At 42.1% G+C, this 23,383-nt stretch carries 23 protein-coding genes; 12 read left to right on the forward strand and 11 right to left on the reverse strand.

Annotated elements, in window-relative coordinates; translation table 11 throughout:
• Positions 1-5 precede the first annotated feature (5 nt).
• From TW85_RS01470 to TW85_RS01490, 5 genes are all read right to left on the reverse strand, one after another.
• The gene (locus tag TW85_RS01470) at positions 6-800 is read right to left on the reverse strand and encodes a putative hydro-lyase (protein ID WP_046015313.1); all 795 of its coding nucleotides are present in this window, start codon (positions 798-800) and stop codon (positions 6-8) included.
• 301 nt (positions 801-1,101) lie between these two features.
• A complete protein-coding gene (locus TW85_RS01475) occupies positions 1,102-1,608 on the reverse strand; it encodes a winged helix DNA-binding protein (protein ID WP_046015314.1) in 507 nt (168 codons plus the stop codon).
• 3 nt (positions 1,609-1,611) lie between these two features.
• Positions 1,612-2,919, reverse strand: coding sequence for a TRAP transporter large permease subunit (locus tag TW85_RS01480; RefSeq protein ID WP_046015315.1), 1,308 nt, complete (start codon positions 2,917-2,919; stop codon positions 1,612-1,614).
• Positions 2,919-3,455 carry a TRAP transporter small permease gene (locus tag TW85_RS01485; RefSeq protein WP_046015316.1) on the reverse strand — a complete coding sequence of 179 codons (537 nt, stop codon included), beginning with the start codon at positions 3,453-3,455 and terminating at the stop codon, positions 2,919-2,921. Before TW85_RS01485 ends, TW85_RS01480 begins: the two co-directional genes overlap by 1 nt.
• Before the next feature lie 70 nt (positions 3,456-3,525).
• Entirely contained in the window at positions 3,526-4,494 is a 969-nt protein-coding gene (locus tag TW85_RS01490) for a TRAP transporter substrate-binding protein (protein ID WP_046015317.1), read from the reverse strand.
• Between the two features lie 367 nt (positions 4,495-4,861).
• Between TW85_RS01490 and TW85_RS01495 the strand changes: the two genes are divergently transcribed.
• From TW85_RS01495 to ushA, 7 genes are all read left to right on the forward strand, one after another.
• Positions 4,862-5,296, forward strand: a complete 435-nt coding sequence (locus TW85_RS01495) for a VOC family protein (RefSeq protein ID WP_046015318.1) — start codon at positions 4,862-4,864, stop codon at positions 5,294-5,296.
• Between the two features lie 74 nt (positions 5,297-5,370).
• Positions 5,371-6,234 carry a DUF1989 domain-containing protein gene (locus tag TW85_RS01500; protein WP_157196872.1) on the forward strand — a complete coding sequence of 288 codons (864 nt, stop codon included), beginning with the start codon at positions 5,371-5,373 and terminating at the stop codon, positions 6,232-6,234.
• Positions 6,235-6,543: 309 nt separating this feature from the next.
• The gene (locus TW85_RS01505) at positions 6,544-7,791 is read left to right on the forward strand and encodes an ABC transporter substrate-binding protein (protein ID WP_046015319.1); all 1,248 of its coding nucleotides are present in this window, start codon (positions 6,544-6,546) and stop codon (positions 7,789-7,791) included.
• A 216-nt stretch (positions 7,792-8,007) separates the two neighbouring features.
• On the forward strand, positions 8,008-8,937 hold the full coding sequence (locus TW85_RS01510) for a sugar ABC transporter permease (RefSeq protein ID WP_046015320.1): 930 nt from the start codon (positions 8,008-8,010) through the stop codon (positions 8,935-8,937).
• 10 nt (positions 8,938-8,947) lie between these two features.
• Positions 8,948-9,832, forward strand: a complete 885-nt coding sequence (locus TW85_RS01515) for a carbohydrate ABC transporter permease (RefSeq protein WP_046015866.1) — start codon at positions 8,948-8,950, stop codon at positions 9,830-9,832.
• 91 nt (positions 9,833-9,923) lie between these two features.
• Positions 9,924-11,033 carry an ABC transporter ATP-binding protein gene (locus tag TW85_RS01520; RefSeq protein ID WP_046015321.1) on the forward strand — a complete coding sequence of 370 codons (1,110 nt, stop codon included), beginning with the start codon at positions 9,924-9,926 and terminating at the stop codon, positions 11,031-11,033.
• A gap of 277 nt (positions 11,034-11,310) precedes the next feature.
• The gene (gene ushA / locus TW85_RS01525; protein WP_046015322.1) at positions 11,311-12,918 is read left to right on the forward strand and encodes a bifunctional UDP-sugar hydrolase/5'-nucleotidase UshA; all 1,608 of its coding nucleotides are present in this window, start codon (positions 11,311-11,313) and stop codon (positions 12,916-12,918) included.
• Positions 12,919-13,087: 169 nt separating this feature from the next.
• Here the strand turns inward: ushA and TW85_RS01530 are convergent, their stop codons facing one another.
• The 4 genes from TW85_RS01530 to rph all read right to left on the reverse strand — a co-directional run bounded on the left by TW85_RS01530 (position 13,088) and on the right by rph (position 17,008).
• Positions 13,088-13,600: a hypothetical protein gene (locus TW85_RS01530; RefSeq protein WP_046015323.1), complete on the reverse strand. Its 513-nt coding sequence runs from the start codon at positions 13,598-13,600 to the stop codon at positions 13,088-13,090.
• A gap of 337 nt (positions 13,601-13,937) precedes the next feature.
• Positions 13,938-14,450, reverse strand: a complete 513-nt coding sequence (locus tag TW85_RS01535; RefSeq protein WP_046015324.1) for a hypothetical protein — start codon at positions 14,448-14,450, stop codon at positions 13,938-13,940.
• A gap of 268 nt (positions 14,451-14,718) precedes the next feature.
• Positions 14,719-15,897, reverse strand: a complete 1,179-nt coding sequence (locus TW85_RS01540) for an acetyl-CoA C-acetyltransferase (RefSeq protein ID WP_046015325.1) — start codon at positions 15,895-15,897, stop codon at positions 14,719-14,721.
• A gap of 391 nt (positions 15,898-16,288) precedes the next feature.
• Positions 16,289-17,008 (reverse strand): ribonuclease PH, encoded by a 720-nt coding sequence (gene rph / locus TW85_RS01545; RefSeq protein ID WP_046015867.1) that lies wholly within the window; start codon positions 17,006-17,008, stop codon positions 16,289-16,291.
• A 215-nt stretch (positions 17,009-17,223) separates the two neighbouring features.
• Between rph and TW85_RS01550 the strand changes: the two genes are divergently transcribed.
• Positions 17,224-18,090 carry a YicC/YloC family endoribonuclease gene (locus TW85_RS01550; protein WP_046015326.1) on the forward strand — a complete coding sequence of 289 codons (867 nt, stop codon included), beginning with the start codon at positions 17,224-17,226 and terminating at the stop codon, positions 18,088-18,090.
• Between the two features lie 151 nt (positions 18,091-18,241).
• On the opposite strand, the gene TW85_RS01555 is transcribed toward TW85_RS01550, so the two are convergent.
• Positions 18,242-18,625, reverse strand: coding sequence for a hypothetical protein (locus TW85_RS01555; RefSeq protein WP_046015327.1), 384 nt, complete (start codon positions 18,623-18,625; stop codon positions 18,242-18,244).
• A 133-nt stretch (positions 18,626-18,758) separates the two neighbouring features.
• A complete protein-coding gene (locus tag TW85_RS01560) occupies positions 18,759-19,265 on the reverse strand; it encodes a nuclear transport factor 2 family protein (protein ID WP_084616073.1) in 507 nt (168 codons plus the stop codon).
• 97 nt (positions 19,266-19,362) lie between these two features.
• On the opposite strand from TW85_RS01560, the gene TW85_RS01565 reads away from it, so the two are divergent.
• The 4 genes from TW85_RS01565 to TW85_RS01580 all read left to right on the forward strand — a co-directional run bounded on the left by TW85_RS01565 (position 19,363) and on the right by TW85_RS01580 (position 23,379).
• Positions 19,363-20,274, forward strand: coding sequence for a LysR family transcriptional regulator (locus tag TW85_RS01565; protein WP_046015328.1), 912 nt, complete (start codon positions 19,363-19,365; stop codon positions 20,272-20,274).
• 244 nt (positions 20,275-20,518) lie between these two features.
• Positions 20,519-21,439 (forward strand): ABC transporter substrate-binding protein, encoded by a 921-nt coding sequence (locus TW85_RS01570; RefSeq protein WP_046015329.1) that lies wholly within the window; start codon positions 20,519-20,521, stop codon positions 21,437-21,439.
• A gap of 46 nt (positions 21,440-21,485) precedes the next feature.
• A complete protein-coding gene (locus TW85_RS01575) occupies positions 21,486-22,436 on the forward strand; it encodes an iron chelate uptake ABC transporter family permease subunit (RefSeq protein WP_046015330.1) in 951 nt (316 codons plus the stop codon).
• Entirely contained in the window at positions 22,429-23,379 is a 951-nt protein-coding gene (locus TW85_RS01580) for an iron chelate uptake ABC transporter family permease subunit (protein WP_046015331.1), read from the forward strand. Before TW85_RS01575 ends, TW85_RS01580 begins: the two co-directional genes overlap by 8 nt.
• Positions 23,380-23,383: the final 4 nt, after the last annotated feature.

Below are 23,383 nucleotides of genomic sequence, written 5' to 3' on the forward strand. Positions count from 1 at the left end.
TCTCCTTAAAGAATGGACAAAGAGCTGTTACGAATATCAGTTACCAACATGCAACCCGGACTATGGGTGATGCAAAATGGTGGTTTAGCTTGTTCTAATGCAACTTGAGGTGTCACACCGCAAGCCCAGAACACAGGCACTTCACCTTCTTTAATCGTGACAGCATCACCAAAATCAGGCGTATTAATGTCTTTAATGCCTATCATATCTGGCTGACCAAAGTGTAAAGGCGCACCATGAACAGAAGGGAAACGGCTACAAATTTGAATCGCACGAATGGCATCTTTAGGCACCATAGGACGCATACTCACTACGGTTGTGCCAGAAAAAGGCCCAGCAGACTGACATTCAATGTTAGTGCGATACATAGGCACGTTAACATTTTCCGTGATATTTCTTACTTCTAAACCATCTGCGATTAATGGCTCTTCAAATGAGAAAGAACAACCCAGCACAAAGGTCACAAGGTCATCTTGCCAAAACTCTGTGATATCACTGACTTCTTGCTTAAATTCCCCATCACGAAAAATTTTATAGCTTGATACATCACTGCGAATATCAACATTCTCACCCACGTTAGGTAGTAAGAAATCACCTGGGTTTTCTGACATACCCACAATTGGGCAAGCCTTAGGGTTTAGTGTGGCGAACTTTAAGAAATCATCTGCCCACGCTTTTGGCAGAATAACAATATTTCCCTGTACATAGCCTGAGGCTAAACCTGATGTGTTTTTACCCCATTGTCCTGATCGAATTTGATCACGAACTTGAGCAGGGGTTGATAGTGCATTCAGTGACATACAAACACCTTAAAATTGTGATGAGCGAATGTTGATTTAGGCCAACATTCTTACAAGAAAGACACGCTGTCAAACAAGATTTTTTTAATAGTGAATAACACTTCAAAAATCAACCTTTAAAGTTTTTATTACTTTTAAAATTAATTTTTAAAGATATTAATCCCTACCTTTTAATGTTTGACAGTTTAGTCAACTATAAACATAGAGGTATAAAAAAGGCTGACAGGCAAGCCTGGCAGCCTTTTTTATGGCTGTAAAATAACAGTCAAAGTTAAGTCTTAATGAACACTTTTTAGTAAGCCTATAGAGAGGCTGCCGCTCTGGAGGCCTGATCATAAAGACTCGACAAAGCACGTAAGTGCTCTGCCATTTCAGATAATTTTTCTGGTGAAAAATTAAAATTCTTTAGCGAGTCTGTAAGGCAGTCTTCGCGCACATCACGATAGGTTTCACAAAAAATGCGTCCCTCTTCGCTAGTACGGTAAAACATTTCCTTGCCTATTTTTTCTCCTTGGACTAAATCCCGTTTAAGTAGTTTCTTCAGTGAATAGTTCACCGTATGTGCATCTTCTACATTCAGTACAAAGCAGATATCCGCTAAACGCTTGGCTCTTTCCCTATGATTCACATGATGCACCACTAAGATATCAAGCGGTGTCAGGTCAACGGCCCCCGCACTCTTAGCACAATGCTGCATCCAACGATTAAAAGCACTATTGGCAATAATCAGTCCGAATTCATATTCACTTAATGACGCTCCTTTCTCAGAAGCTAAATGTGAAGAAGAGACAATACGTTTATCAGACATGTTTTATTTTCCGCTCATGTTAGTAGGTAAGAAGGTAACGATTTCAGGGAACCATGTTATCAAAACTACAGCCAATAAAATTAACAAGAAGAAAGGTAATGACGCACGCGCCACATATAATATGTTTTTCCCTGTTAATGCTTGTATGACAAAGAGGTTAAAGCCCACCGGCGGGGTTATCTGAGACATCTCGACCACCAAGACGATATAGATACCAAACCAAAGTAGATCAATACCCGCTTGTTGTACCATAGGTAATACCACAGCCGTTGTTAAAACAACCACAGAGATACCATCTAAGAAGCAACCTAAAATCACAAACAAAACAGTTAAGTAAATTAACAGCTCAGTTGGTGATAATGTCATCGCAGAAATCCACAAAGCCAAGGACTTAGGAATACCTAAAAAGCCCATCGCCAAGGTAAGAAAGTGCGCGCCAGCTAAGATCAAACCTATCATACAAGAGCTTTTTACCGCGCCTAACAGACTATCGACAAAGCTTTTACGATTTAGCGCTTTTGATAGCACAGCTAAGAACAAGGCTCCCACGACACCTAAGGCTGCGGCCTCAGAAGGTGTGGTTACACCGCCGTAAATCGACCCTAATACAAATACTATGAGAGCAACGATTGGCAAAAGTTTACGCAGAGCAATAATTTTTTCTGCCCAAGGAATCTTAGCCCCATCGTGAGCAGGTAGTTCGTTACGGTTCAGCTTGGCCCAGATCACGGTATAACCCATGAACATGCTTACTAATAGAAGGCCAGGTAACGCGCCTGCAATGAATAAGCGACCAATGGAAACTTCCGCTGCCACACCATAAACAATCAAAATGATAGAAGGTGGAATCAACAAACCTAAGGTACCGGAACCCGCTAAGGTACCAATCGCCATACGTTCACTGTAACCACGCTCTTTAAGTTCAGGTAATGTCATACGACCTATGGTCGCCGCTGTTGCCGCAGAAGACCCTGAAACCGCAGCAAAAATACCGCAACTCAAAACATTGACGTGTAATAGCTTGCCCGGCAACCCATTTAATAATGGGGATAATCCTTTAAATAAATCCTCCGATAGACGGGTCCGAAACAGAATTTCACCCATCCAAATAAACAGAGGCAGAGCCGTTAACGACCAAGACGTTGTTGCACCCCAGCTTGAAGTTGCATAAAGCAAACCTATTTGGTCATTACCCGAAAGCAATAAGCCCAAAACCCCCACACCAATGAGAGACAGTGCCACCCAAATACCGCAAGCCAGCATCAACAACATAGCGGCGGCAAGGGTGATAGATAAAGTAATCGTATCCATTAGACCTCACCTCCTAAATCATTATCCAAACTCAGTTCTTCCTCTTCATGTCGCATATACTTAGGGGTTTTACCCATCAACATGCACACCAAATCATCTGCAATCGCAAGGGCAAACATAATCGACCCTAGAGCAACAGGTACTTGAGGCATCCAAAGAGGAATAGGAATGTATCCGTAAGAAACCTCTTCAAAGTCATAAGATTCCCAAGCTAGATGCACCATGTAATACGCCATGTAGAAAGCAAGCAAGGTAGCAAGAATCAAAATAAAGCCTTCTTGCAAACGACGTATCTTAGGAGGTAGAACTTTAATGGCGAGTGTTACTCGAATATGACCACCTTCATGAAAGGTGTAAGCTAAACCAAAAAATGTTGCTGCTGCTAAGCTATAGACAGCAAAGTCTTCGGCCGACGGCACGATAAAACCGAATAATCGGCCTACCACTTGCGCCACTATCAAAAGGGTAATCATCAGGATGCTAAGTCCAGATAAATAGCCCGATGCTAGATAGATATTATTTAATAATTTACGCATAACCAAAACCTTCAAAAACGACCTCTAAACCTCAGGGAGGGTAAGGTAAAGAGGTCTATAAAAACTAAAATTACTGCTGATAGTTTTCTAACAAAGCTTTGATTTCTGGGCCAGACTCATCAAGCCACTCTTGCGTCATAGTTTCACCAATTTTATTAAACTCGCCTGCTAACTTAGCTGTTGGAGTCGATACGGCAATACCGTTAGCGGCTAGGCTATCTGTGTCTTGCTTAGCATTGATACGTACTTGTTCCCAACCTTGCTTTTCAACATTAGCAGCGGCTGCCATGATGATTTTCTGCACGTCTTTATCAAGACGTTTGAAAGAACGCATGTTCACAACCACCATGTTTTTTGGAATCCAAGCTTGGATATCGTTGTAATGGCTTAGGTAGTCCCATGCTTGGCCATTTACACCTGTTGTTGGTGAGGTGATCATGGCATCGATAATGCCTGTGCTGAAAGCTTGTGGAATTTCAGGAACCTGAATCGTCGTAGGCGTGGTATCCATCAAATCAGCAAGACGTGAAGTAGATGGGCTATAAGCACGCATTCTTGAACCTTCAATATCCGCTAAGCTATTAATCGCTTTCTTGGTATATAAACCCTGCGCAGGCCAAGCAACGGTATAAAGCAACTTCATACCTTCTTTCTTCAGCTGCTTTTCCATTTCTGGTTTTGCTGCTTGCCAAAGTTTTTCAGCATCATCAAAGTTTGTTGCTAAGAAAGGAATGTTGTCATGTTTGAATACAGGGTGAGTATTACCCATGATTCCAATGAAGATTTCACCCATTTGTACCTGACCGGTTTTAACCGCACGAGGAATTTCGGTGTGCTTGACCAAGGACGCACCAGAGTGAACTGTGATGTTTAAATCACCCTCTGTTTTTTGTTTAACTTCTTCAGCGAATTGATAAGCAAGTTTTGTCGGAAGATTAGCATCGCCGTAAGGGGTTGGCATGTGCCATTGCGCAGCATTCACAGTAGATAGTAAGCCACCAAATACAATGGATGTCGTCAGCAAGGTTTTTTTAAGCATCTTGTTTCTCCGTTATTATAATTTATGATCAGGCGAGTTTTTCACCTCTCATGAAATTGATTAAGACATAAACAATTACAATTCGCCAACGTTTTGCCTGCATTACACCCGAAAAACATAATAGTTATTCAGTTAATAAAACTTTAAAAAATAAATTTGATAGTTTTTTATTCTGATAATCACAGTTAATTCAGTACTATTAATATTAGACGACTTTAATACAAAGTTTTTACAACCTATTTTCAATTCTCTAGAGTGAAATTCACTTTTACTGGGTTTACTCCCATGCTGGTTTACAAGCACACTGTATTGCGAGTACACGAGAGGTCAGCAAGGTCGCCGGCAAGATTCAGCATAGGAGAAATTTATGAAATTAACCCCATTCCATCTAGCAATTCCTGTTCGAGACATAGACGAAGCCAGAGACTTTTATGGCACTAAAATGGGCTTTTCCGAGGGCCGTAGTACCAACGAATGGATCGACTTTAATATGTTTGGTCATCAAGTCGTTACCCACCTTAACCCCAACATAGGGAAAGATGGCAAAGTACAAAGTATTCATAATCATGTTGATGGACATGGTGTTCCCGTCCCTCACTTTGGTGTTGTACTGGAGTTTGACGAATGGCAGAAACTGGCTGACAAAGTCAGAGGCTTTATCGATGAGTTTCTCATTGAGCCCTATGTTAGATTCGAAGGCCAAGTAGGTGAACAAGGCACCATGTTCTTCTGCGACCCTTCGGGTAATGCCTTGGAATTTAAAGCTTTTAGAGATATCGAAAGCGAACTATTTGCCAAGTGAAATAAAAGTTTAAATTAAGATAAGAAAGCACTGAAATAGGGATACATTTAAGATTCATACAAATGGAGAAAGACATGATCAGTGATAAGGATATGAAACACCCATCTGATAAAGAAGCTAGACGCTCTAAAAACCCCATAGTGTGTTACGAAGTTGAGAGTCTTCCTCCTTTTGATGAGGCTTTTTACCAACAAGCAAAAGAGGGTATGGAAAAGGTATCGCAAGTCTTAATTCCACCCAGAAATGGCAAGAGCTTCAAAGTTCCTGCTGGACATTTCTTTCGTATTGTCAGTGTTGAAGGGCCACAAGTAGGCGACCTCAATTTATGGAATGCCAACAATATAAATGAACGTTTTTTTAGCGGTAAGACTCGCCAACTCCATGCCAGCCACCTCAACACAGGTGATAGACTCTGGAGCAATATGCCTTACCTTAGACCTATGGCAACTATTACTCAGGATACGCTAGATTGGTATGGCTGGGATGATGATGGCGCTGGTGTGCATGATGTTATAGGGACACGTTGTGATCCTTACACCAACCATATGCTTAAAGAAGTGGATTACAATTATTGCTGCCATTCGAACCTGACTCGCGCGCTCGCTGAATCTCAGCAACTGAGTGCCGAGCAAGCCGAACCCCATGTTCATGATGTTATGAACGTCTTTATGTGTACTGGCTTTACTCGAGATACCCATCAATATTTCATGAAAGCCAGCCCAGTAAGGCCGGGGGATTTTATCGAATTCTATGCTGAAATTGATTTATTAGGTGCTTTATCAGCCTGTCCAGGAGGTGATTGTGGTAGCAGTCACTCAAATGATGACACAGCTTGTTACCCTTTATTGGTAGAAATTTATAAACCAACAAAGACAAATAAGGTTGAGAAAAAGCCCTTTTTAACCAGTGGTTATCAAGGCAAGCACGGCCTAGATTAAATTTTTTCTTCATTTTTGCTGGCATACTGCTTTTATTTTTAACCAAATAAATCAGTGTGTTAGCTTTTTCGTTAAGACGATATTAAGACTAAGTTGCATCTTGCAAGACTAAGTTACAATAGGTTGCTCTACTTTACCCCTTGTTCTAAAAGACTTTGCTAAATTGAATGACTATGAGTTATCAATCATAAATTAGCCATTTGCTTTTCGGTCTAATTCAAATACAACTCATACACAATTTTGACCCTCTCAATGAGAGACCTTAAGTTGGTACTAGATACCGAAATAAAAATAACAAGGGTTACTATCATGAAAAAGTTTGCATTCGCTCTAACTGCTGCCGCTCTAACTGTCGGTGCAGCCAATTCTTATGCCGGAGAAGTTGAAGTACTTCATTGGTGGACATCAGGTGGTGAAGCCGCTTCTATCAATGTATTAAAAGGCTTGATGGTTGAAGAAGGCCACACTTGGAAAGATTTCGCAGTTGCAGGTGGTGCAGGCGAATCCGCAATGACTGTTCTTAAATCACGTGCCATTTCAGGCAACCCACCAGCCAGTGCTCAAATCAAAGGACCAACTATCCAAGAATGGGGTAGCCTAGGTTTCCTAACTAACCTTGATGAAGTTGCAGCACAAGGTGAATGGGATGTGGTTCTACCTCAAGTTGTTAGTGATGTAATGAAATACGAAGGTCACTATGTAGCAGCGCCTGTCAACGTTCACCGTGTAAACTGGATGTGGGCTAACCCAGAAGTATTCCGTAAGTCTGGCGCTGAACTGCCAACGTCTTGGGGTCAATTCCTAGTCGAAGCAGAAAAAATCAAAGCAGCTGGTTACACACCACTTGCTCATGGTGGTCAAGCTTGGCAAGACGCAACCTTGTTCGAAGCCATTGCGCTTGAGAAAGGTGTTAACTTCTACAACAAAGCTTTCATCGCTCACTCTGACAAAGCGCTACGTAGCCAAGACATGATCGATGTTTTCAATACTTTCAAGCAAGTCAGAAAGTATGTTGATGTAGGTTTCTCTGGTCGTGACTGGAACGTTGCTACTTCTATGGTTATCAATGGTGAAGCTGCAATGCAAATCATGGGTGACTGGGCGAAAGGTGAGTTCACTGCAGCAAACAAAAAAGCCGGTATCGACTATGTTTGCCTACCAGCACCAGGTACAAGTGATTCTTTCACCTTTAACATTGATAGCCTAGCTATGTTCAAGGTTGACGGTAAAGACAACCAAGCAGCACAGCAAGACCTAGCGCGCTTAATCCTTGAGCCTGAGTTCCAAGAAACATTCAACCTAAACAAGGGTTCTATCCCAGCACGTTTGAACATGCCTCGTGAGAAGTTTGATACTTGTGCTCACGCTTCTATGGATTCATTCCTAGCAAGTTCAACCACAGGTAACCTAACGCCAAGTATGGCTCACGGTATGTCTACTTCATCTATGGTGCAAGGCGCTATCTATGACGTAGTAACCAACTTCTTCAATGATGATTCTATGACAGCAGAACAAGCAGTCGACAAACTAGCGCGTGCAGTAAAAGCAAGCCTATAAGACTCTGTTTGAACAGCTGGGACAGATAATATCCCAGCTGTTATCTCGCACTTTTTAACCAGTACGAGACGCGCAAATACCTGATTTAGTTCACGTTTATAATTACGAAACCTTTGCAGCCTGCTGTGGGTCTAGTTCATGTCATCCATGGATAACACCAATAAGCACTGTCGACTGCAAAGGTTTTAACTAGATGCTCTACGGAAGCTCATTATTATGACTATCAAAGCCTCCTCTCTTGAGTCGAAAGCCACACCTGCGGCCCAAGCAAAGTCCTTCTCACTAGCGGATTTCATCCCTAAGCTAGTGATGGCACCGACCATAGTGGTCACTATTATCTGCATGTATGGTTATATGATATGGACAGCTGTCCTTTCTATGACCAACTCGCGCATGCTTCCTTCTTATGACTTTGTTGGTTTACGCCAATATGAGCGTTTATTTGAAAATGACAGATGGATAGTCGCCCTAACAAACCTAGGGATTTTCGGTGCCTTATTTATTTTGATCTGCTTGTTTCTTGGGGTGATGTTAGCCATTTTCCTTGATCAGAAGATTCGTAACGAAGGCGCTATCCGTACGATTTACCTCTACCCTATGGCGATTTCTTTCATAGTGACAGGTACGGCTTGGAAATGGCTACTAAACCCAACTAACGGCCTTGAAAAAATGATGGTTGATTGGGGCTTTGAAAGCTTTACCTTCGACTGGCTAGTTAACCCAGACAAGGTGGTTTATTGCTTAGTTATTGCCGCTGTTTGGCAGGCCTCTGGCTTTGTGATGGCTCTTTTCCTCGCGGGCCTTCGTGGTGTTGATGGTGACTTAATTAAAGCGGCAAACCTAGATGGCGCCAATATCTTCACGACTTATCGCCGCATCATTTTACCCTCACTAAAACCGGTTTTCTTTAGTGCCGTTGTGATCCTGTCTCACATTGCCATTAAGAGTTTCGACTTAGTCGCAGCCTTAACCAATGGTGGCCCAGGTTACTCATCTGATTTACCAGCGAACTTTATGTATGCCCATACCTTTACTCGTAGCCAAATTGGTCTAGGTTCTGCCTCTGCCATGGTTATGCTGGGATGTGTCTTGGCTATTTTGATTCCTTATCTTTATTCAGAACTAAGAGGAGAGCGTCATGACTAGCGCAAACACTATGAACTCAAGCTCCAGTCGTCGTCAAAAGACGCCTTTAGAACACATATTAAGAGTCGCACTCTATATCTGCCTTTTAGGCATGGCGGCTGTTTACTTAATGCCTTTTTTAGTGATGTTCTTAACCTCACTAAAAGATGTTGAAGAAATACGTTCAGGTACTTTGTTATCACTACCAGGTAGCCTTAATTTTGATGCTTGGGGTAAAGCTTGGGGCGGCGCCTGTACCGGTAGTAGCTGTAATGGCATCGCACCTTACTTCATGAACTCGTTTCAGATCGTTATCCCTGCGGTATTGATCTCAACCATCATAGGTGCACTTAACGGCTATGTAATTTCCATGTGGAAATTCAAAGGCAGCGACATCTTCTTCGGTGCACTTTTGATCGGTTGCTTTATTCCATTCCAAGTTATCTTGTTGCCTATGGCACGTACATTAGGTTGGTTAGGAATAGCAAACACAACAACCGGTTTAGTCTTTGTACACGTTGTGTATGGTGTGGCTTTTACCACTCTCTTCTTCCGTAACTTTTATCAAGGTATCCCAAGTGACCTGATTAAAGCGGCAAGACTAGATGGCGCCGGTTTCTTCACCATATTCCGTCGCATTATTTTGCCAATCTCAACCCCAATTATTGTGGTAACCATCATTTGGCAGTTCACCCAAATTTGGAATGACTTCCTATTTGGTGTGGCTTTCTCAGGCTTTGATACTCAGCCTGTCACTGTGGCTTTGAACAACCTAGTGAATACCAGCTTTGGTGGTAAGGAATATAACGTCGATATGGCTGCAGCCATTCTAGCTGCCCTACCGACCCTGCTGGTTTATGTTTTAGCCGGTAAATACTTTGTACGTGGCCTAACTGCTGGTGCAGTAAAAGGCTAAACAAACAACTGAGTGATTGATTGGAATGGGCGTATAAACGCTATACGCCCAGTGTCTTCCAGTCCCCTTGATAATATTGCGGAGCAGCAAGATGGCAAATTTAATAATTGAACAAGTAAAGAAACGCTACGGATCAACAGAAGTCTTAAAAGGCATTGATATCTCTATTAAGGCAGGTGAATTCTTAATTCTCGTTGGCCCATCTGGGTGTGGTAAATCAACCCTAATGAATGCCATTGCAGGCCTTGATGATGTAAGTGAAGGTCGCATCATGATAGCCGATAGAGATGTCACTTATGCCGATCCTAAAGATCGTGATATTGCCATGGTGTTCCAGTCTTATGCGCTTTATCCCAACATGACAGTGGAAGAGAACATTTCCTTTGGTCTTGAGATGCGTAAAGTGCCAAAAGAAGAGCGTGATGTGGAAGTTAAACGTGTGTCTGAGATGCTACAAATCGACCACCTTTTAAGCCGAAAACCAGCTCACCTTTCGGGTGGTCAGCGTCAACGTGTTGCCATGGGTCGTGCCCTAGCGCGTCGCCCTCAGCTATATCTGTTTGATGAGCCGCTATCTAACCTAGACGCTAAGCTACGTGTTGAAATGCGTACAGAAATTAAAAAGCTACACCAAAAATTGGGCACAACTATTGTTTATGTAACCCATGACCAAATCGAAGCCATGACACTCGCGGATCGTATTGCCGTGATGAAAGATGGTGAAGTACAGCAGCTAGGTTCACCACAAGAGATTTATGACAATCCAGCCAACTTGTTTGTGGCAGGTTTCATGGGCTCTCCAGCCATGAACTTTATCCCTGCGACCGTTGTATCAACAGATAATGGCATCATGCTTGAGCTAGCGACTAAAACACCAACACTCTTACCTTTCCCGAAAAAAGAAGCGCTTAATGCGTACCTAGGTAAGGAAATATTGTTGGGGCTAAGACCAGAAATGATCACTGAACCTCAGCACCACAAAGAAGGCTTGGAGTTTGTGGTTAAATCGCAAGTAAATGTTGAAGTAACTGAGCCTATGGGTGCTGATACCATGGTCATTACCCGTATTAATGACAGTGAGATCAATTGCCGTTGTCATCCGGCATATCCAGCGGCGCCTGGTAGTGACATCGAATTGATGTTTGATACCTCAAAAGCGGTGGCATTTGATAAGGATTCTGGGGAGCGTATAGACGCCTAATTTTGCACTTTTTATGGGTCATTTTTTTACGCGCTGGGCAGCCTCGTCCAGTGCGTTTTTTTAATTAATACTTACTAATATACTGTCCTCAATATAGATTTTTTCCTCTTTTTTCTCTTTTTCCTGCACAAATGGTCAATTTTCACTCACTAAGTATCGATATATTTATCCGAATGTTTTATCGTCTTGCGCTGTGTTTAAAAAATATAATAATTAAAGATAATTTCATAAGCACAACCCTATAACAGAAAAGTATAAAACTAAAAGGGAACAATCAATGAGCTCAATGAAGCGTTATATCTCGCATTTCGCCATTTCAGGTGTTGCACTTGCTATTGCAGGTTGTGCGTCTGTAGGCCAACAGGCTCCTACATGGGAAGCAGATCAAGAATATAAACTTACTATCCTTCACACTAACGATCACCATGGTCGTTTCTGGGAAAACCGTAACGGTGAATACGGCATGGCTGCTCGTAAAACCCTTATCGATAACCTACGTGAAGAGATTGCGCTGGAAGGCGGTGCTTCTCTACTATTATCTGGTGGTGACATTAACACAGGGATTCCAGAATCTGACCTACAAGATGCCGAGCCTGATTTCAAAGGCATGAACATGCTGCAATATGATGCTATGGCATTAGGTAACCACGAGTTTGATAACTCTCGTGAAGTCTTGATCCAACAGCAAAAATGGGCTGGTTTCCCATTCCTATCTGCTAACGTGATTGACGTAGAAACTGGCGATCCGCTGTTTGACGCTTATAAAATTTTTGAAGTAAATGACCTACGTGTTGCTGTTGTTGGTTTTACCACTGACGATACCGTAAAACTGGGTAACCCTGAGTACCTAGAAGGTCTAGAGATTAAAACACCTGTTGAAGTTGCAACAGATTTGATCCCTGAACTAAACAAAAAAGCAGACCTAGTTGTGGCAACGACTCACATGGGTCACTACAGCAATGGTAATTACGGCGGTAACGCTCCTGGTGATGTAACACTGGCTCGTAGTGTACCTGGTATCGACGTCATTGTGGGTGGTCACTCTCAAAACAAACTAGAAAAACCAGATGAGCAAAACGGTACTCTTATTGTGCAAGCACAAGAATGGGGTAAATATGTTGGTCGTCTAGATCTAGTCATCAAAAATGGCGATATCGTCTCTTCTGATTACCGTCTAATTCCAGTTAACTTGAAGAAAAAAGTTGTTCAAGCTGACGGAACTAAGAAACGCGTATTCATCGAACAAGAGATTGCACAAGATCCAGCAATGCTAGCTATGCTTCGTCCTTACCAAGAAAAAGGTCAAGAAGAGTTACTAGTAGAAGTGGGTTTTGTTGATGACTTACTTGTTGGTGATCGTTCTGTTGTTCGTAAGCAAGAAACTAACTTAGGTAACTTGATAGCTAAAGCAATGCGCGAAAAAGTAGGTGCTGATGTTGGTATCATGAACTCTGGCGGTATTCGTGACAACATGGAAGCTGGCGTAGTTACTTATAAGAGCGTACTAAAAGTACAACCTTTCGGTAACATGGTGTCTTCTGTCGACCTATCTGCTGCTGAACTAACTGACTACCTAACAGCTGTCGGTAGCAAGCAAGCGGGTTCTGGTGCATTCGCTCAATTCGACGGTGTATCTTTTGCTTTGAGAAACGGTACTGCAACTAACATCAAGGTTGCCGGTGAGCCAATCAAAGATGATCAAACTTACCGTATTGCTATCAACAGCTATGTGGCTACAGGTGGTGACGGTTACCCTAAAATGACTGATCATGCTAACTACAATAACTCAGGTTATGTAGATGCAGACGTATTGGTTGAATACTTCAAAGAGAACTCACCTGTACTCACTAACACGCTAGCACCAAACGGTGCAGTGTCTCGTTAGTAGATCAAGTTAACAGAGAACTCGCTTAACCTTAGGTCATCCCACTTAAGGTTAAGTATGAGGACATAAAAAAACCGTTATCGAGTGATCGATAACGGTTTTTTTGATGCTGTTCAGAAAAGCCTAACGTCACAGCATCTAGGCTGGGGACCTTGTTACCACAATGAACTTATTGAGCTAGTTTATAGCTCAAGGTCCAAGTCAGAGGCTGAGGTAGTTTTTCAGACTCTATTGTTGCTGTGTACAGCATTTCATTTTCACTCACCATCTTCCACATATTAGTGCGAACACCCTTGTCACTGGTCAAGACAGTTGCAATAAAGTCATCGCCACGGTTAATAGTGCCAGTAAAAGTAGAACCATCTTGTTTAGTCACAGGCTGGTCTTTTGCGCTTGCTGCAAGTTCAAAAACTTCATCTTGGTTACACTGCCAAGAAAAATTATTGTTTAAAGCCGCAAAGTTCCATGTATTACAGACTTGCGCTTGTTCCTTGAGTTTGGAACGGGCAATTTTACGAATAAAGAAGTTCATTTCTTGTACCACTTCTTCTACTGCCGTATCTAAAGTAGCTTGTGTGTTTTCAGCACCTTGTACTTGCCAAACACCTTCGATCATTTCTGCAGACGCAGACATGGATAAACTAGAGCCGATAATCAAGGCTGGTAAAATCGTTTTTTTCACATCTTTCCCCTTTTATTGTTTTTGTTGGTTTTAAGGTTATTGCTAACGTCATGCTAGAAGCTAATACGCTAAGTTCTACCCTAGTAAACAACATGATATAACCCAAAAGCAACAAAAACCTAAGTGATATAACTAATATGAGATATGTTTATATATTTTTATCCCTAATTCGACTCTCTCACAACAGATCAAAGGAAAAAAGGAAGATACAAAAAAAGCGCAAACTCTTCACAATTCGCGCTTTTTATCGACATATTGATTAATTATGTCTGATTTTTGATGAATTTTAGCAAATACTCGATGAATAAAATCACCTTGGCAAAGCTAAATAGAAAGCTTAATTACGTGTGTATGTGAGCTTCCATGTTAACGGCTTCGGAATCTTATCGGACTCAAGCGTGGTGGTATATTCAAGCTCATTTTCACTCACCATACGCCACAAGTTAGTTCGCTTACCACGCTCCGACTCCAAGATAGTGGCAACATATCTATCCCCTTCTTTATATGATCCAGTAATTAAACGACCATCATCACTCATGGTTTCAGTTTGATTAGCCGTTAAAGCGAGTTCATTAGCTGGAATTTCATCACATTGCCAAAGGAAGCTTTCATCTGTGGTGGCTAGCATCCAAGAGTGGCAAACATGGGTTTCACGTTTAAGTACCGTTCGACCAATAGCACGGAACAAAAAGTTCATTTCTTGTACCACGCCCTCGATGGCTGAATCCAAGGTTTCCTGAGTATTGTTGCTGTCCTGCAAGGTCCACACCCCAGACAATGGCACTTCTGCCATAGTTGGCATAGAAATAACAGACGCTAGCATGACAGCAGGTAAAATAGGCTTTTTCACGATATTCCCTTTTTTTATTTTTGTTTAAGTTATTTGGGTTTATATGAATTTCCATGCCCCTAAGCACATTCAATTCATGCCTTTAAGTAAACACCATGTTATTACACTAAAGCAATATCACTTTGATTTTACATAACGAAAACAAATATCATGAATATCTAACCCTATTTACACATAAAGTAACCAAAGGCAGTAACAAGCGGATATAAAAAAGCCCTCTATATAGAGGGCTTAAAAGACTATTTTTTAGCTTAATAACAGTAAGGCATTAGCGACGAGTCACAGCAAGTGCTGTTCCCATTCCACCACCAATACACAATGTCGCTAGGCCTTTATCCACTTCACGCTTATGCATTTCATGAATCAAGGTCACTAAAATACGACAACCTGAGGCACCAATTGGGTGACCAAGGGCAATCGCGCCACCATTTACATTGACCTTATCTGTATCCCAACCTAGCTCACGGTTAACGCTAATGGCTTGCACTGCAAAAGCTTCGTTTGCTTCGATTAAGTCCAGATCTTCAATTTGCCATTGGGCTTTCTCAAGGCATTTACGGGTCGCAGTGATTGGCCCTGTGCCCATGATTTCTGGTGAAATACCCGTATTCGCGTAACCAGAAATTTCCGCTAGGATAGGTAAACCCAGTGCTTTAGCTTTTTCTTCACTGGCAACAATCACCATAGCTGCACCATCATTAAGACTAGAGGCATTACCCGCCGTTACTGTACCTTCTTTATCAAAGGCCGCTCTTAAGCTGGCTAGCTTTTCCAGTTTAGTATTCGGTTTAGGCTGTTCATCAAGAGAAACGATAATTGGATCTTTTTTACGCTGAGGAACAGAAATAGGCAGTATTTCCTCCGCAAATCGATTCACTTCCATTGCCGCACCTGCTTTTTGCTGTGATGCCACTGCGAAAGCGTCTTGATCAGCACGAGAAATGTCATACTTTTTAGCAATATTCTCCGCTGTCACTCCCATGTGGTAATCGTTAAAGGCATCCCAAAGGCCATCTTTCACCATGCTGTCTTCCATGGCCCAGTTACCCATTTTGCTACCATTACGACTATTAGGTAACACATGAGGTGCGTTGCTCATGCTTTCTTGGCCACCGGCAACTACAAGCTCTGCATCACCCGCCAAAATCGCCTGCGCTGCAAGTTGTACTGCTTTCAAGCCAGAACCACAGACCTTATTAATTGTCATGGCAGAGACAGATTCAGATAGGCCAGATTTAAGCGCGGTTTGACGTGCCGTATTTTGACCACAACCTGCCGTTAACACTTGTCCAAGTATCACTTCATCAATCTGATCTTTAGCGGCAGGTACTTTGTCTAATAAGCCTGTCAGTAATTGGCTGCCTAGATCAACGGCTGAAAGGCTCGCTAATCCACCACCAAATGCGCCTACGGGTGTACGTCCTGCTGCAACTATAACAAGCTTCATATTTTGCTCCTTCATTAATTCAAAAGTACGACTTCCTGATTACTTCTATGCCTAAACCAAGAAATAACTGAGTGATCAAAAAACACTCATCTTGCTAAGCCATTTCTTTGTAACACAGTAATCAAGGCAAATTTATGAAACTTTGAATTTGCCTCTTAAAAAGCCGAGAGAAACGTCATGGGTCATGTTTTAGCACACTAGGAAGCGAATAATAATGGTGATAAAAAGCAGAAAAGGTAACAAAAAAGCCGCTAAAATCGTCAATTGCGCGATTTTTCTTAATTAGAGGGGAGTGAAAAAAGTAAAGTCGGGTTCAGTTTGTTTAGCAAAAGAAAACAAAAAACGCCCGCTGACCATAAGGAAGCGAGCGTCTTATAAAGCCTAATTAAGGCTATTTTTCAAACAAGGCGTCACGCTGCGCTTGTAGGATTTCATTGATCCCTTTACGTGCAACTTTTAGCATGCCCATCATGTGCTCATCAGAGAAGGCTTCCCCTTCTGCTGTGCCCTGAATTTCGATAAAACCACCTTTATCATTCATGATCACATTCATATCAGTTTCAGCATTTGAATCTTCTGGATAATCTAGGTCAAGCACAGGTTCACCTTTATAGACACCCACAGAGATCGCTGCAATTTGAGAGACAATCGGATTTTCCTTGATTTTCTTTTTCTCAACTAATTTTTTAACCGCGTCAGCTAAAGCAACAAAACCACCTGTGATAGAGGCAGTACGTGTACCACCATCTGCTTGAATCACATCGCAGTCGATTGTGATGGTATGTTCGCCTAGCTTTTTAAGGTCAACCGCAGCACGCAAAGAACGGCCAATAAGACGTTGAATTTCTACTGTACGGCCAGTCTGTTTACCACGTGCCGCTTCACGATCAACACGACTATGGGTAGAACGTGGTAGCATGCCGTATTCTGCTGTTATCCAGCCTTGACCCTTACCTTTTAAGAAACGAGGTACGCCAGGCACCAAGGTCGCTGTACAAATCACCTTAGTATCGCCACATTCAATTAATACGGAGCCTTCCGCGTGCTTAGTAAAATTGCGGGTAATTTTTAGATCACGTAACTGATCTACAGCTCGGCCACTTGGACGCATACTCATCTCTCACTTCAATTTGGAAAAGGCTAATTATAACTAAGCTCACATGGAATGTACTCATCTAAGCCAACAAATAAAGTATCAAATAAGCAGAATAAAACACCTTTTTATGCACGATTCTAACCCCTCTCTTAGCTGTTCCTAGAATCAGGCCTGAGTTACACTTAGGCACAATATTGAATCGACTTAAAACAATTGCAATGGATGAGATTATGACAGCAAGCATGACCGCCTTCTCCCGTCAGGAAGCCGTTTTCGACTGGGGCACAATAAGCTGGGAAATTCGCTCGGTAAATCAACGTTATCTTGAGCCGCACTTTCGCATGCCAGAAGGCTTTCGTGAGCTGGAATTCAATCTAAGGGATCAACTAAGAAAGCAGCTTACTCGCGGTAAAGTTGAGTGCCAACTGAGATTCCAAGCGATAGATAAAGCCTCTTCTGGCTTAAACATCAACGCGGATAATGCCCAGAGCCTAGCCCAAGCATTACAAGCTCTGGCGCAACACATGCCTAATCTCGCCCAACCAACGGCACTGGACGTATTACAGTACCCAGGCATATTGGCAGACTCAGGTAACGACTTTGATACCATGAAAAAAGAAGTATTAGCGCTTTTCTCTGCCGGAGTAAAAGATCTGATCCAAGTCCGTCTGCGTGAAGGTAAAGCCTTAGAAGAAATGATCCACCAGCGCTTAGATGCTATCGATGCCATCGTTGTAGAAGTTCAGGCGAAATTGCCTGAAATCATCGCCGCGCAAAAGCAAAACCTATTAGATAAAATGGCCGAAGCTAAACTAGAGCTTGAGCCAACACGCGTTGAACAAGAGATTGTCATTGTGGCACAAAAAGCCGATGTGGCCGAAGAACTAGATCGCCTTGCTGCTCACACCAAAGAAGTACGACGTCAACTTAAGCAAAAAGGCCCGATAGGCCGTCGTCTCGACTTCTTGATGCAAGAACTTAACCGCGAAGCCAATACTCTTTCTTCTAAATCTATTGTCATCGAAACCACCCAAAGCGCGGTGGAACTTAAGGTTCTGATCGAACAAATGCGCGAGCAGATTCAGAATATTGAGTGATTGTTAGTGTTTTTAGATAAGGGAGACGTTTTAAGCCTCCCCTATCTAACTTGTTAGCATAAGTGGACTTCAAACATTTCACTTTTGTCATTACGACCTTGTCATTCCCACACCACTTTTCCTAAATAAGAAGCGCCTAAAAGAGCTGCTCCTAAACCTGCTTTTCTTGTCTTTTATCTATCATGGCTAACATAGATAGACCTGCAGCCAAGAGCCAAAACAAGGGGCCTAACCCACCAGGAACAAGTGAAATATAGCCAGGTACTAACATGTTGAGGATAAAGCCAATATCACCAGCACTAACTACCACCCAATTGAGCCAGTGCCCTATTCTTTGGTTGTTCCAAATGTACTTAACGCCAACAAACGTTCCGAAGCATGCAAAGAAAAGTATGTTCCAAGCATCTTGTAGAATACGGCCTTGTATCACACCCTCTTCAAGGGTTTTACCTAGCGAATAAACTTCGTAAGCAGCAAAAAGGTGCAACAGCCCCCAAATAACATAAGTAATTGTGGCTAAACGCGCGAATAGCATCCTATCTTCCTATAATCAAAGTAACGACTTACCAAACAAAGACGCAGAATGAAGGATGACCCCATTCTGCGTGCTTGTTTTACGGCTTTTATCAGGTATATATCTTTTAATGATATATCTGAATCACTTGGTTTTAGTTTTCACCGTGGAAGGCTTTAGACACGGCATAACTATCTTCGAACCAGTTCCAATTCTTCACCTTGCCATCTTCGACCTGTACTCGTACTGCCCAGCTAAACTTACCAGTATCTTTACCAGACTCGTTCGCAATCGCGCTCATGGTGCCCATAAAGACAGCTTGATCACCATTAGCAAAACTATAATCCGTCGACCAACTTGTTACTTTTAAGCCTGCGCCAAAGTGAGGAAGGAAGGAATCAAATACAATGTTTTTACCTTCCCAATTACCAATCCAAGGAATACTTGAATCGCCTTCGTTATGCCAAACAAAATCATCTGTCATGAGAGCATCTAGCTTTTTCATATCACCTGACCCTGCGGCCCATAAAAATGCCTGAGCCGTTTCCAGTGTCTTAGCAGAATCTGCTTTTTTATAAGTATCAGAGCCCGCTGAGGCTGATGAAATCTGAAAAAAGGCAAGCAGGCTGAATAGCGCAATAAACGTCTGTTTGTTAAACATGGTGTGTCTCCAAATGAGCTTTCGTGGTTGTTGTAATTACTATACCTGTGCTAATTTTTATATAAATTCATCAATTAAACACATTGGATATGCATAAATGCACAGCATTAGATGGGGCGATTTACAATATGTTCTGACCGTTGCCAATGAAGGTTCTGTCGCTGCGGCGGCAAGGTCATTGGGCGTTAACCACAGCACAGTACTTCGCCGAATCAATGCATTCGAACACAGGCACAAATTACAGCTTTTTCATAAGTTGCCAAATGGCTATAAGCTGACAGCAGAAGGGCAAGAGTTACTTGATTCTGCCCTCTCAATAGAAACAACAGTGAAGGCCTTAGAGCGTAAAATCTTCGGTCAAGAAATGAAGTTGGAAGGCGTCATCAGGTTAACCACCACAGATGCGCTGCTAAGGTTGGTTTTAGCCAAACACCTAGCGAGTTTTCATAGGTTATATCCTAAAATACAGTTAGAGCTTAATGTCACCTCACGCTTATTAGATCTGTCACATCTAGATGCCGATGTTGCAATTAGACCTGCCAATACCTTGCCCGAGTCGGTTAAAGCCACCAAGTTATGCAAGATTGCTTTTGGTGTTTATGGCGACCCTAACTATCTCAATAGCCTCCAAGGCAAACAGCCATTGAAATCCGCTCAATGGTTAGGCAGAACACCCGCCATAATCCAAAGAAGCGCAAATCGCATCATTTCTGAGGCCATTCCTAAAGAACAAATTATTCTCAAAGCGGACTCTTACGAGCCACTTATGATTGCTGCGGAGCAAGGTATAGGGCTGGCCTATATGCCTTGTTTCATCGGGGATTCATCTCAAAAACTACAAAAGGTAGATATAGAAATGGAACACAAGGGCACTGATTTATGGATGATGACACATAGCGACCTTGAGCACTCAGCTAGGGTTAAAGCCTTCTTTGACTTTATGGAAGAAGAGATTAAATCAGACCATAATCGCTTAGCCGGCCTGTATAAATCTAAAACCAAACTTTAACTTTTGCCCCCAATAAAAAGAGCGAATCCGGCCGGGCTAAAATGTACCTATCTGATTGTCTAAGAGGAAACAAACGCCTGTCTGACAAAAAACTATTTAGCCTGTCAAAAACATTATTTAAATTCTAAATAACCATTATCTCCAGATTAAATTGCGCAAGGTTATGCCTGTGTTAACCTCCCCCGAATCGAGAATAATTCTTATTCGTAATCTTTTTGCCTCCATTGAGCCAACGGAAAACACTATGACATTAACAACCAAGCTGCTAACCGCTGCAACCTCTCTCCTGCTTGCAATTGGCTCCTCCAGTGTCCTTGCTAAAACCTACCAACACGACATGGGTAAAGTAACGCTAGATAATACTCCTGAACGAATCGTTGTACTGGGATTTTCAAGTCTGGATTACCTCAATACGCTTGGTGTCGCACCTGTTGGCCTTCCTAAGCAAAATATTCCGCCTTACTTAAGTCAATATGCTTCTGATAAATACGCCAACACAGGTGGCCTAAAGGAAGTAAATTACGAGACCTTGTTTGAATTAAAACCTGAATTGATTATTGCTGAGGCTCGCCTAGGTAAAAGCTATAAAGACCTTACTGAAATCGCACCTACTTATATGTTAGATATCGACACGCAAGATTACTGGGCTAGCACCAAACAGCACTGGCAAACCTTGGGTGATATTCTGGATAAAGAACAAGAAGCGAGCCAGCTAATTAACAATGTGGAAAAGCGTATTGAGCATTTAAATGCTCAAGTATCTCAACAGAGTGTTAAGGCTCTGACTGTGATGAATAGTGGCAATAATGTATCCATGTTTGGACCTGTCAGCCGCTTTTCTTTTATCTATCAAGAAGCAGGTTTTAAAGCCAGCAAATCACAAAAGGTGTCATCTAAACCACGTCGACACGGTGATTTAATTTCATTTGAATATATTGCTGACGCTAAACCAGAAGTCTTGCTGATTATGGATCGCGAACAAGCAATAGGTATGAGCTCAGGTAAAGCAAAAACCTTATTTAACAATGATTTGGTTAACGCAACCCCTGCTGCTAAAAATGGTCAAATCATCTACTTAGATCCAGCGGCTTGGTATTTAGCACCAGGTGGTTATGAATCAACATTGACCATGATTAATGATCTTACTAAAGCAATAAACAAGTAGGTTACCTTAGTTGGCATAGCCAGATTGCTATGCCAACTCTTATGCTATGAAAGTCCCTCATATTCTCGCCATTGGCCTGTTATTAAGCCTTGCTTGTGCTTCATTATTTATCGGTGTAGCAGAGCTCTCTTTTGCTAACCTTAGTGACCCACACAGCTTAGATATCCTTTTTACCAGTCGTATACCTAGATTGTTAGCCATTATCCTTGCAGGCGCTGGGCTCAGCATTGCAGGCTTAATCATGCAGCAGGTTGTACAAAACCGTTTTGCGGCCCCTTCCACCACAGGCACGATTGACTGGGCCATGTTTGGTTATATTGTGGCGCTAATTCTCTTTGCAGGCAGTGCTAACTGGGTTCACCTCGCCAGCATTTTTACCTTTTCCCTAGTGGGAACCGTTATTTTTGTACGCTTCCTACAGCATCTAAAATTCAAAAATACCGTCTTAGTTCCCTTAATTGGCATTATGTACGGCAACCTTGTGTCTTCAATGACAACCTTTATTGCCTACAAGTATGACTTGGTACAAACACTAGGATCCTGGACAGTCGCAAACTTCGCTTCTGTGTTAAAAGGCAATTATGAGTTTCTATACCTAGCTTTACCTGTGTCTATCCTTGCCTATTTATATGCTCATAAATTTAGTGCGGCCAGTGTAGGGGAAAGCTTTGCTAAGAACATAGGTATCAACTATCAAAAAGTAGTGCTGATCGGCGTAGTGTTAGTAGCCATACTCTCTTCATCTGTCGTCATGATAGTGGGCATGCTGCCCTTCCTTGGCCTTATTGTCCCTAATCTGGTGTCTCTTTTTATCGGTGACAATATGCGCCGTAACCTGCCTTGGGTTGCTTTTACCGGTGTCATTCTGGTACTGATCTGCGACATATTAGGGAGAATCATCGTCTTCCCTTATGAAATTCCAATCTCAATTATCATTAGTATATTTGGCGGCGCAGTCTTTATTCATCTGATTTTAAAGGATAAATCCAATGCGTGATTCGGCAAAATTACTGGCTCTTGCTGTTGTAGCCTTGCTTCTAAGCACGCTGTTTATTGGAAAAGGACTAACACCAGAAAACTATCAGTTTTTTCTATCACGTCGGATCCCCAAGCTGATCGCGATTCTGTTAGCCGCTATGGCGATTGCGTCATCCTCCATAGTGTTTCAGACCATCACTAATAACCGTATTTTGACACCTTCAATTTTAGGTTTTGACTCTCTCTATGTGATGATTCAAGTGCTTTTAATCGTGATATTTGGCGGCAGCAGTGTCTTTGTTATCAATAGTGAAATGAATTTTCTGTTAGCAACAAGCATTATGCTCGTTAGTGCGATGACCCTCTTTGGCTTTTATTTTAAAAAGCACAAAAGAAACATTTTCACCCTACTCTTAATCGGCATAGTGCTTGGAAGTCTCTTCCAAAGTGTTACAAGCTTTTTCACCATGATCATTGATCCAAATGAGTTCGCTTACATACAGGATTCCATGTTCGCAAGTTTTAATAATGTAAATAAAGACTTGGTCTACTGGTGCATCATGCCATTGCTCATCTGTGGCGCCTGCTTATTTCGCCTTGCCCATAAACTCGATGTCCTTTGGTTAGGCGCAGACAATGCAACGAGTTTGGGAGTAAACACTCACAAACTAACTATGCAGGTGATTTTTCTTGTCACCCTAATGGTATCGATTGCTACCGCACTTATTGGCCCTATTCTCTTTTTTGGCTTGGTCGTCGTTGCCCTAACTCGACAAGTTTTTACTCGCTATCAACACAGTTTTCTCATGCTAGCCGGATCTGTTATCTCAATCATTGTTCTCGTTGGCGGGCAATGGATAGTCGAGCACCTCTTAAACTTTGAAACGACCATCAGTGTCATCATCAACTTCTTCGGTGGCAGTTACTTTTTATTGTTACTGATGAAACAGAAGTTAAATTAAGGTA

It is taken from the genome of Marinomonas sp. S3726, assembly GCF_000967665.1.
In the GTDB taxonomy this organism is placed as follows: domain Bacteria; phylum Pseudomonadota; class Gammaproteobacteria; order Pseudomonadales; family Marinomonadaceae; genus Marinomonas.

Bases quoted from the DNA above. Each gene is read 5' to 3' on its own strand.
- TW85_RS01470 (WP_046015313.1), bottom strand. From the start codon at position 800: ATGTCACTGAATGCACTATCAACCCCTGCTCAAGTTCGTGATCAAATT.
- TW85_RS01475 (WP_046015314.1), bottom strand. From the start codon at position 1,608: ATGTCTGATAAACGTATTGTCTCTTCTTCACATTTAGCTTCTGAGAAA.
- TW85_RS01480 (WP_046015315.1), bottom strand. From the start codon at position 2,919: ATGGATACGATTACTTTATCTATCACCCTTGCCGCCGCTATGTTGTTG.
- TW85_RS01485 (WP_046015316.1), bottom strand. From the start codon at position 3,455: ATGCGTAAATTATTAAATAATATCTATCTAGCATCGGGCTATTTATCT.
- TW85_RS01490 (WP_046015317.1), bottom strand. From the start codon at position 4,494: ATGCTTAAAAAAACCTTGCTGACGACATCCATTGTATTTGGTGGCTTA.
- TW85_RS01495 (WP_046015318.1), top strand. From the start codon at position 4,862: ATGAAATTAACCCCATTCCATCTAGCAATTCCTGTTCGAGACATAGAC.
- TW85_RS01500 (WP_157196872.1), top strand. From the start codon at position 5,371: ATGATCAGTGATAAGGATATGAAACACCCATCTGATAAAGAAGCTAGA.
- TW85_RS01505 (WP_046015319.1), top strand. From the start codon at position 6,544: ATGAAAAAGTTTGCATTCGCTCTAACTGCTGCCGCTCTAACTGTCGGT.
- TW85_RS01510 (WP_046015320.1), top strand. From the start codon at position 8,008: ATGACTATCAAAGCCTCCTCTCTTGAGTCGAAAGCCACACCTGCGGCC.
- TW85_RS01515 (WP_046015866.1), top strand. From the start codon at position 8,948: ATGAACTCAAGCTCCAGTCGTCGTCAAAAGACGCCTTTAGAACACATA.
- TW85_RS01520 (WP_046015321.1), top strand. From the start codon at position 9,924: ATGGCAAATTTAATAATTGAACAAGTAAAGAAACGCTACGGATCAACA.
- ushA (WP_046015322.1), top strand. From the start codon at position 11,311: ATGAGCTCAATGAAGCGTTATATCTCGCATTTCGCCATTTCAGGTGTT.
- TW85_RS01540 (WP_046015325.1), bottom strand. From the start codon at position 15,897: ATGAAGCTTGTTATAGTTGCAGCAGGACGTACACCCGTAGGCGCATTT.
- rph (WP_046015867.1), bottom strand. From the start codon at position 17,008: ATGCGTCCAAGTGGCCGAGCTGTAGATCAGTTACGTGATCTAAAAATT.
- TW85_RS01550 (WP_046015326.1), top strand. From the start codon at position 17,224: ATGACAGCAAGCATGACCGCCTTCTCCCGTCAGGAAGCCGTTTTCGAC.
- TW85_RS01555 (WP_046015327.1), bottom strand. From the start codon at position 18,625: ATGCTATTCGCGCGTTTAGCCACAATTACTTATGTTATTTGGGGGCTG.
- TW85_RS01560 (WP_084616073.1), bottom strand. From the start codon at position 19,265: ATGTTTAACAAACAGACGTTTATTGCGCTATTCAGCCTGCTTGCCTTT.
- TW85_RS01565 (WP_046015328.1), top strand. From the start codon at position 19,363: ATGCACAGCATTAGATGGGGCGATTTACAATATGTTCTGACCGTTGCC.
- TW85_RS01570 (WP_046015329.1), top strand. From the start codon at position 20,519: ATGACATTAACAACCAAGCTGCTAACCGCTGCAACCTCTCTCCTGCTT.
- TW85_RS01575 (WP_046015330.1), top strand. From the start codon at position 21,486: ATGAAAGTCCCTCATATTCTCGCCATTGGCCTGTTATTAAGCCTTGCT.
- TW85_RS01580 (WP_046015331.1), top strand. From the start codon at position 22,429: ATGCGTGATTCGGCAAAATTACTGGCTCTTGCTGTTGTAGCCTTGCTT.